We start from the raw sequence: 8373 nt of genomic DNA, 5'->3' as shown, positions 1-8373 counted from the left end.
AGTTGTGGACGCTGAAGTTGTGAACGAAGACTCCGCTTCGAAAGGGACTGAAGAAGCAGCTCAGGAAAGCTCCATTTCTGTGGATCAGGACGAGGACTCGGCTCCTGAGAGCGAAAGCGCGGAGGATAAAGAGCACTAATTGCCAGGCGGGGGTAGCAGCGGGCTAAGATATGCCTGTGACTTCACCTCTCCAGCCGCAAAAACCCTCCTATTCACCGCCTTTGTCTGTCGTCGTCCTTGTTTCTGGGACGGGTTCGCTCCTGCAGTCCATCATGGACGCGCAGGAAGGAAGCTACCGAGTAACCAAAGTCGTCGCCGATAAGCGCTGCCCCGGGATCGACCGGGCTCAGGATCGCGGTATCGCGACCGAGGTAGTAGAGATGGGTGCGGATCGCACCGAGTGGAATCAACGTCTGGTTGCCGCCGTCGAGGAGGGGCAACCAGACATAATTGTTTCTGCAGGTTTTATGAAGATCCTGGGGCAGGCGTTCCTAGACCGGTACGAGGAGCGCATCATTAACACCCACCCCGCACTTCTGCCCTCTTTTAAAGGGGCGCACGCCGTGCGGGATGCGTTGGATTATGGAGTGAAGATCACAGGTTCTACCGTCCATTTTGTTGATGCCGGGGTGGATACTGGGCGCATCATTGCTCAACAGGCAGTGGAGATTGTTGAGAATGATGACGAGGCCAGCCTGCACGAGCGGATCAAAGTGGTAGAACGCCAGCTCATTGTCAGAGTGCTGCGTGCAGCGCAGATCGTGGACGGTCGTGTCCGCGTACAGCTCTAGTGTTATTTCCCTCAACCTTGGTCAGGAAGGCTGCTTCTTACTATGAATGACGACCGCAAGCAGATTAAGCGGGCACTAATTAGCGTTTACGATAAGTCCGGTCTGGAGGATCTCGCTCGGGCGCTTGATGCGGCTGGGGTCGAGATCGTCTCGACTGGTTCGACCGCCGCAAAGATTGCGGATCTGGGAATCGCCGTTACCCCAGTGGAAAAGCTCACCGGCTTTCCTGAGTGCTTGGAAGGTCGCGTAAAGACTCTCCACCCGCGCGTGCATGCGGGGATCCTGGCGGATACGCGCAAAGAAGATCACCTCCATCAGTTAGAAGAGCTGGACATTCAGCCTTTCCAATTGGTTGTTGTTAACCTCTATCCCTTCCGCGAAACGGTTGCCTCCGGCGCGGACTTTGACGGCTGTGTTGAGCAGATCGATATTGGAGGCCCGTCGATGGTGCGTGCGGCCGCCAAGAATCATCCTTCCGTGGCAGTCGTTGTGGATCCCGCTCGTTACGGTGAGGTCGCCCACGCTGTGGAGAACGGCGGCTTCACCCTCAGTGAGCGCCAAGCCTTGGCCCGCGATGCCTTCCTGCACACGGCTGATTATGACGCGGCTGTGTCGCAATGGTTTGTTGAGCAGCTAGGGACTGAGCAGGCAGGCGCACAGGCACTGCGCTACGGTGAGAACTCCCATCAAGCAGCCACGGTAACGCGCATCGGCACCGCCGGTCTGGCGAATGCTCGGCAGCTCAACGGCAAGGAGATGTCCTACAACAACTACCAGGACGCCGATGCCGCATGGCGCGCCGCATGGGATCACAAGCGCCCGTGCGTCGCCATCATCAAGCACACCAACCCTTGCGGCATTGCGGTATCCGAGGAATCCATCGCGGCCGCTCACCGTGCCGCACATGCCTGTGATCCGCTCTCTGCTTTCGGAGGAGTCATCGCGGTCAACCGCGAGGTTTCCGTGGAAATGGCGGAGCAGGTCAAGGAGATCTTCACTGAGGTCATCGTTGCGCCTTCCTATGAAGATGGCGCCGTCGAGATCCTGCAGACGAAGAAGAACCTGCGTGTTCTCGTGGCTGAGTACGAGGCTCCCACCACGGAGAATAAGTTTATCTCTGGTGGTTTCTTGACTCAGGACCCCGACACCTACCAGGCAGAGGGCGACAAGCCGGAGAATTGGAAGCTCGTGGCAGGCGAGGCCTTGTCCGAGGCGGACATGGCGCAGCTGGAGTTTGCTTGGCGCTCAGTGCGCGCGGTGAAGTCGAACGCTATTCTGCTGGCCAAAGACAATGCCACCGTTGGAGTAGGTATGGGCCAGGTCAACCGCGTGGATTCCGCCAAGCTGGCAGTCCAGCGCGCGAATACTCTGGCTGAGGGAGAAGACCGCGCCGCTGGCTCTTTCGTGGCCTCGGATGCGTTCTTCCCCTTTGCTGACGGCCTCGAGGTGCTTCTCGAAGCCGGGGTCAAAGCCGTTGTGCAGCCGGGCGGCTCCATCCGCGATGAGGAAGTCATTGCCGCCGCGCAGGCCGCAGGAACGACCATGTATCTGACTGGGACGCGTCACTTTGCCCACTAGGAGTATTTAGAGGAATCTCCCCTCCCTGCAGATTCACAACCGCGGGTACCTCTTGAGCTAGTCCAAGAGGTACCCGCGGTTGCGTCTTAAGTAGTGCCCTAGGGTGGCGATTTTCTCATTGTACGGAGGGGGATCCGATGACAAAGGAGGAACCAGAAGCAGGCTGGTCCGCGGCGTCGAAGAAGCTCGCAGTGATGACTACCATTGTGCGCCCAGAGAGCGGGAGCTGCAGCTCAGTGGGTTCACCAACATCGACTCTTAAGTCTTGAAGGCTGCCGGTTCCATCATTGATGAGCACGTGCGCGTGATCGACCTCAGGGTTGCTGCGGCTATCGGTGAATCCCAGTGTCATGGTCAAAAGCTCGAAATCCCCGTCCCGGAACTCGAGCGTGGCCGTGGCGGAATCCCCAGTTTCAGCCACATAGGAGTGGGGGAAGCTAACTCCTTGAATCATGGCGGTGGTGTCCTCTTGGCTAAAGTCAGAATCTAGACTCCAGCTACTGGTGAGCGAAGTTCCCGCCGGCTGATATGGCTCCTCCTCCGTTGTTGCCGAGGTGTCTCTCTCCCCGAACGCCCACCACGCCGCGCCTCCGAAGGCGATCGCTAAAGCCAACATCGCCGCGATGAGGCCTGCGATGGCAGCGTCGAAGTAACTCCGCTGCGACTTGGGACTTTGTCCCCCTGTAGCGGACTGCGAGAACGCAGGTGTGTGCGCAGATGCAGATGGACCAAAGGCAGCATTCTGGGCCCCGAAGTGCTGCGAGCCGGGGCCGCTGGGGAAACTAGGGGGAGAAGTCGGGGAAGGCGAAGCCGAATGCGGGCCTGCAAAAGCGCCAAAGCGTGGGGGAGGCCCTGGAGGGGGAACAGTCATGACGAGAGGGAGTTTCCTTGTGGCTTAGAGAGAATCAACATGTTTAATGTAGCCCGAAAACGCTCGGGATAGGCGGCTAGGTCGGCTTAGGGGCAACGGTTCTTGTTAGACCGGCCTAGTGCGGATGTGGGGAGTGCTCCCCATCATGGCGCAAAATGGAGAAAAGTCCAGGAGTCTGGGGTAGAAGTTATAGGTGCGATTCGAGTTTTCAGCCCATTATGCAGACTGCTTCTGCCCCAATGAGGTGGAGACGCGCCACCCCTCGGCGCCAGATACCGAAAGCGGATTCTTTAAGGAACGGAGTTGCAGATGAGCAATGCAAACGGCGGAGGAAACCCTTGGCAAGACCCTCAAGGACATACCCCCGCGAACCCCTGGGCCCACGACATGGATGCCCGAGATAACTACGGCAACGAGGCATATCCACCCACGGATGAGTGGGAAGCCCTGCCGCCCACGGCGGTTAGTGCCGGCGCTCCTGCTTCCAAGCCGAACCGGCTGCCCCTTTATATGGGCATAGTCGTGGCCTTGATAGCCATCGCGGCAGTAATTGGCTTCTTTGTCTTTAATAGCTTGAGCGGACGTGGCACAGGAAGCTCTCAAGACTCTGCCGCCGGGGACGCCGCAATTGCGACATCCCCGCAGGAAGCAGCTACTCAGCCCGCAACGTCTGAAGAAGCAGCAGAACCGGAACGCCCAGAGTTTCCGCAGCTCCCCAGCGGCGCAGTCGCAGTGAACGACGCTGCGATGAACAATCTTCCCGGTGGGGACTTCAATAACGTCTATCGCGGCTCGAGTGTGACTTCCACACAGTTCTCTTTGGCTGTGCGTGATGCCTATGTGCGTAATTACCTCGACACGGGTGATCTTAACGCCACCTTGTCGGTATATAGCTCCGTAACCTATAACAGCTATTCCATGTCTTGCAGTGACAACGGGCAGTTTGTCACATGTACCGGCGGTAATAATGCGATCGTCTATATTGTCTAGCCCAAGGAGCACTGGCGCCGTGTCACTTCTTTTCAGCGCTCGGCCACGAGCCGGCCACAACATTTGTGGGAGCAAGAGCCTTACGATGACCGGCGCGGTTGCCACAGTCGCCAGCGCGCTTGTTCTTTCGGGCTGCACAATTGGGGATCCTGCACCGCTAGACTCCACGAGCAGCGAAAGTGCAACCGGGCCTACCTTGCCTGAGGCCGAGTCGCGGGAATCGTCCTCGATTTCGCCAACTCTTCCCGCAAGCTCAACGCAAGATTCATCGAAGGCAGCCGATGCCCAGGCAGCACTCGATGCCGCAGTATCGGCCGCCGTGACTCGCTTCGGCGGGCAGGCCGGTATCGCCGTGGCTGATGGACAGGGCGTTATCGCAGCAGGGCAGACAGGACCGGCAGCAGCGTGGTCTACCTCGAAGGTGCCCTTGGCTATCGCGGCCCACAGAGCCGGGGTAGCTGACCCCGCTACTATTTCCTCCGCGATCACCTTCTCCGATAACCAAGCAGCCGAGCAAATGTGGCAGGCCTTGGGGGCGGGTGAGGAGGCCGCCGCGGCGGTGGGCAGTGTTCTGGCCGAGGCCGGTAACGGCTCTACTCGTGTACAGCCGCAGGTCACTAGGCCAGGATTTAGCGCCTTTGGCCAGACACAATGGTCTGTATCAGATCAGGCACGATTTGCCTCGCGCTTGGGTTGCCTGGATGGCGCCGACCAGGTTCTTTCCGCGATGCAAGTCAGCGATCCGGCGCAGGGTTATGGACTGCGCCAGTTTGTTGGGGCGCGCATGAAGGGGGGCTGGGGTCCAGACGAGTCCGGGGCTTATGAAGTCAGACAGCTGGGCATTGTGTCTTTGGAAGGCACTCCCGTTGCTCTCGCCTTGTTCGCGCATCCGCAGGAAGGCACGTATGAGGCAGGCCAAGCCATGCTGAGCACGATGACTGAGGAGCTTAAGGCAGCACAGGTCACATGGCCTTCCGCCGCGTGCTCCTAAAGCAGTAGCGTCTAAAGGCGTTTAGCGTGCCCAATATCCTTGGAAATCGCCGGTGTCTTGGGTGCCAGAACCGTCATTGACGGAGACTATCCACTGCGTTTGATTGAGCTCGACGGTACTAGGGGAATCGTTGATGCCGGCGCGATAATGGCCGCTACCGAGCCGTTGCGCCGTCCCGGAGGCAGGTCCACTCTTCCACGAGCCGTGATAGGTGTAGGCCCCTGCGGCCTCGCAGACCACTACATAGCGGCTCTCGGAGGAGAGAAAGGCTGCGTAGACGAGCTGTTGACCTGCTGAGCAAGTAGCAGCAGGCTGAGAAGTCCAGCCAGTTGACCCCAGCCCCGGTAGCTGCCCCTCTGCTCCTTGATTGGAGTTTGCGCTAGACGCTGAATGCGGCAGCTGGGCCACCGTGCCGCTGCGAGCTGAGCCCGCCGCTGCCGTCTGGGGAGCGGCGGGAGACCCAGCGAGGCTCGGACGCGGCTGCGGCTGCCTGCTAAGCGTTTCTTGCATTCCCACAGCGGCCGGCGCAGAGCCGGCAGGGAGTAATAGTGACTGTGCCTGCTTAGTCTCAGCCTTGCCCGTACCGGCCCAAATTGCAGCGCCGGCGACGAGCGCGGCAACGATGACGCTCACGATCGCGCCAATCCCCACCCAGTCCCGTTGAGTGCGCCGAGGAGGAGCGGCAGGAGGAGGGTAGTTGGGGACGGAGGATCCATTCGCGGGCGCGGAGCTGCCGAAGCTGGGAGAGTTCATGGGCTGCCTTCACGAGGTAGGGGAGGAAAAAGCCTATTGCTTAGTGTAGATCAAACCTGGCAAAACCATTAGAACTCAGCGCTGCTGCTAACCTGCACCCCATTAGTGGGGTAAGCGCAGGTGGATAAAGCGACAAAAGTGGGCCTAAGGGGGCACTCAAGAGGGGCATAAGCACTGATTGCAGGTGAAAGTATGGTGAAATGATCTCCGTGACCGCTCTCTCCTTCCCCGACTGGCTAGCCAGAAAACGCAATCTGACCGATATTACAGAGATCGGGCGTGGGGGAATGGGAACCGTCTATCGGGTGAGAGAACACGATCCGGACAGGGTTCTAGCAGTCAAGGTTTTGCTACCAGAACTCAGCGGTGCGGGGGAGCAGCAACGCTTCCGCAAGGAGATGGATAGTCTCATTCGCATCACCCATCCGGCGATCATCGACCTGAAGTTCAGCGATACCACCCCTAATGGCTATTACTTTGCCATGCCCTATTTGGATGGCGGCAGTCTAGAGGACCTCATCGCAAAGAGAAGGCAGTCAGGGCGCGGTTTCAACCTGCGGGACGTGGTTTACTACCTTAAACCCATAGCCAGGGCTTTGGATTATTTACATGGAGAGCTCTCCCCGCCGCTTGTTCACCGTGACATCAAGCCGGCCAATATTTTGTTGCGTGCTCAACCCGGCTCCCTGGATCCCAGCGTACTCATTGACTTTGGCATTGCGATTTCTCCCAATGAGTCGCGCTTAACCCGGTTAGGGCGTGTGGTTGGCACGGAGAAGTATGCCGCACCGGAGCTTTCTCATTCCGGCTTTCAGGGAGAGGCCGCCAGCGCAGCTAGTGACAACTACGCACTGGCGCTCATCGCCTTCGAGATGATCACCCTGCATCATTTCAAAGACACTATGCCGCCGCAGACATGGCAGACCCACCGCCAAGTGTCCAATCTCGCGGGCTTTGCGCTTGGCGAAGACGCGGCCAAACACCCCGAAGAAGTCCGCGCCGTCCTAGCCCGTGGGTTGAGTGAGATTCCCGCGCAGCGTTTCCGTTCCGCCAGCGAATTCATCGACGAGCTGGGCAGGTGTGGGAAAAGAAAGCCGCCCGCTGCGCGTGGTGCTACTGCTGTGCCAACCAGCTCTGGCAGGGGAAAACAGTGGTCAGGGGTACGCAATGCACTCGTGGCCGGAGCTGCTGTCGTTCTCATCGCTGGGATCTCCGCTGGTGGATGGGTCATGTCTCACCCGAAGTGGAATGCTGCTGAAGAAAGCCTCGTCGCGGCCCTCCCGCAGCTTCTTCCTGGCTCTCCGGGCCAGGCGGGGTGGGCGGATGCCACCTGCCACAGTGCGGAGGTAGCTGGCGGGCAACGCGCACGAATCCAATGTGTCTCGCAGTCTTTGGGCAGTTTTGAGGTAGTGGGATTTCAAGACCAAGCTGCGCGTGATGGTCTCGTGTCCTCTCAGCTGGCAACCTTTGGTAGCTCCGGCTCGGAGAAGGGAAGCGACACTGCGGTTGACACTGCGATGGTGCAAAGCGGTTCCGAGTGCACAATGACCTACTACCTCCCGGCCGGCAGCCCAGAGGCGGTGTTAGCTTTAGGCGGGGGCCAAAAACCGAGTACAGCCGCTGCGGATAGGAATACAATTGCGATAGCTTTGATAGGTTCTTCCATGATCGATTACGCACAGGATTCTTCAGGTTGGGATATAGAAATATGCTAGACACGCCTACTACCGATACCTCAGCACTGCCGGTACAACCACGCCCGCGCCTGCATATTGATGATCTGGTTGGTAACTCACTCCTGCTTCAAGCCGGGGAGGAACTCGTTGTCGGGAGATCAGGCAACCTCGTCATTGGGCGCCATGATCTTTCCATGCACCGCACGCTATTTCAGCTGTGGTACTCCGAGCAGGGCTGGATGATGAGCAATGTCGGGCGGCACATACCGCTGCGGATAGACGCACTGAACAAGGGGGGTTCCACACACATCGAACTTGGCCCAGGTGCTGTGACTTTCCTGCCCTTGGGCAAGAGCTCGATAACTTGCGAGAGCAAGGAAGAGAAGTATGAGCTGCACGTGCAGGTTGAGAAGCTGGCTAAGGTTGGCCCCTCGCGCTATTCACCCGCCAGTGATCAGCTCACCCGCGAGCGCTCAGTATTTACGGCAGATCAAGAAGATCTCTTGCGCCTGTTAGCCGGCTACCTCGGAAGCCCAGGTGCCACGAATGCCAACATTCCTCCCGTGAAGGAGATTGCCGGGCAACTAGGCTGGACAGAGAAGAAGACGAACCAGAAGATCGACAGGCTTGTCCACAAACTGGAGGGCGAAGGCGAGGCGCCCTTTAGGCCGTTTCGCATCTTCCTTGCGCAATACGCTCATCGACACGCCTTAGGCTAGGAGA

At 58.8% G+C, this 8373-nt stretch carries 8 protein-coding genes; 6 read left to right on the top strand and 2 right to left on the bottom strand.

The genetic code is table 11. The annotated features are described in order from the left end of the window. Positions 1 to 170: 170 nt before the first annotated feature. Entirely contained in the window at positions 171 to 791 is a 621-nt protein-coding gene (purN, locus tag B2696_RS04185; protein WP_286954126.1) for a phosphoribosylglycinamide formyltransferase, read from the top strand. Between the two features lie 42 nt (positions 792 to 833). Continuing rightward, a complete protein-coding gene (purH, locus tag B2696_RS04180) occupies positions 834 to 2369 on the top strand; it encodes a bifunctional phosphoribosylaminoimidazolecarboxamide formyltransferase/IMP cyclohydrolase (RefSeq protein ID WP_075729439.1) in 1536 nt (511 codons plus the stop codon). A 115-nt stretch (positions 2370 to 2484) separates the two neighbouring features. On the opposite strand, the gene B2696_RS04175 is transcribed toward purH, so the two are convergent. After that, positions 2485 to 3240: a hypothetical protein gene (locus B2696_RS04175; RefSeq protein ID WP_141255934.1), complete on the bottom strand. Its 756-nt coding sequence runs from the start codon at positions 3238 to 3240 to the stop codon at positions 2485 to 2487. A gap of 309 nt (positions 3241 to 3549) precedes the next feature. Here B2696_RS04175 and B2696_RS04170 point away from each other — a divergent pair, with 309 nt between their 5' ends. Then, on the top strand, positions 3550 to 4230 hold the full coding sequence (locus B2696_RS04170) for a hypothetical protein (protein ID WP_276623182.1): 681 nt from the start codon (positions 3550 to 3552) through the stop codon (positions 4228 to 4230). Between the two features lie 85 nt (positions 4231 to 4315). After that, entirely contained in the window at positions 4316 to 5221 is a 906-nt protein-coding gene (locus B2696_RS04165; protein WP_286954122.1) for a hypothetical protein, read from the top strand. A gap of 21 nt (positions 5222 to 5242) precedes the next feature. Here B2696_RS04165 and B2696_RS04160 read toward each other — a convergent pair whose 3' ends face one another. Next, positions 5243 to 5974, bottom strand: coding sequence for a hypothetical protein (locus B2696_RS04160; protein WP_286954121.1), 732 nt, complete (start codon positions 5972 to 5974; stop codon positions 5243 to 5245). Between the two features lie 200 nt (positions 5975 to 6174). Here B2696_RS04160 and B2696_RS04155 point away from each other — a divergent pair, with 200 nt between their 5' ends. After that, complete coding sequence (locus B2696_RS04155; protein ID WP_286954119.1) at positions 6175 to 7689, top strand: serine/threonine protein kinase; 1515 nt, start codon at positions 6175 to 6177, stop codon at positions 7687 to 7689. Beyond that, positions 7683 to 8369, top strand: coding sequence for a DNA-binding response regulator (locus tag B2696_RS04150; protein ID WP_276623621.1), 687 nt, complete (start codon positions 7683 to 7685; stop codon positions 8367 to 8369). Before B2696_RS04155 ends, B2696_RS04150 begins: the two co-directional genes overlap by 7 nt. The last annotated feature ends 4 nt before the right edge of the window (positions 8370 to 8373 follow it).

Source organism: Corynebacterium sp. UBA4397 (assembly GCF_002390965.1).
In the GTDB taxonomy this organism is placed as follows: Bacteria; Actinomycetota; Actinomycetes; order Mycobacteriales; family Mycobacteriaceae; genus Corynebacterium; species Corynebacterium flavescens.
This window is presented reverse-complemented; position numbering and strand designations above follow the sequence as displayed.

What these genes read in the sequence shown, in the direction of transcription:
- B2696_RS04170 (WP_276623182.1), top strand. Translation starts at nt 3,550, where the DNA reads ATGAGCAATGCAAACGGCGGAGGAAACCCTTGGCAAGACCCTCAAGGA.
- B2696_RS04175 (WP_141255934.1), bottom strand. Translation starts at nt 3,240, where the DNA reads ATGACTGTTCCCCCTCCAGGGCCTCCCCCACGCTTTGGCGCTTTTGCA.
- purH (WP_075729439.1), top strand. Translation starts at nt 834, where the DNA reads ATGAATGACGACCGCAAGCAGATTAAGCGGGCACTAATTAGCGTTTAC.
- B2696_RS04150 (WP_276623621.1), top strand. Translation starts at nt 7,683, where the DNA reads ATGCTAGACACGCCTACTACCGATACCTCAGCACTGCCGGTACAACCA.
- B2696_RS04165 (WP_286954122.1), top strand. Translation starts at nt 4,316, where the DNA reads ATGACCGGCGCGGTTGCCACAGTCGCCAGCGCGCTTGTTCTTTCGGGC.
- purN (WP_286954126.1), top strand. Translation starts at nt 171, where the DNA reads ATGCCTGTGACTTCACCTCTCCAGCCGCAAAAACCCTCCTATTCACCG.
- B2696_RS04160 (WP_286954121.1), bottom strand. Translation starts at nt 5,974, where the DNA reads ATGAACTCTCCCAGCTTCGGCAGCTCCGCGCCCGCGAATGGATCCTCC.
- B2696_RS04155 (WP_286954119.1), top strand. Translation starts at nt 6,175, where the DNA reads ATGATCTCCGTGACCGCTCTCTCCTTCCCCGACTGGCTAGCCAGAAAA.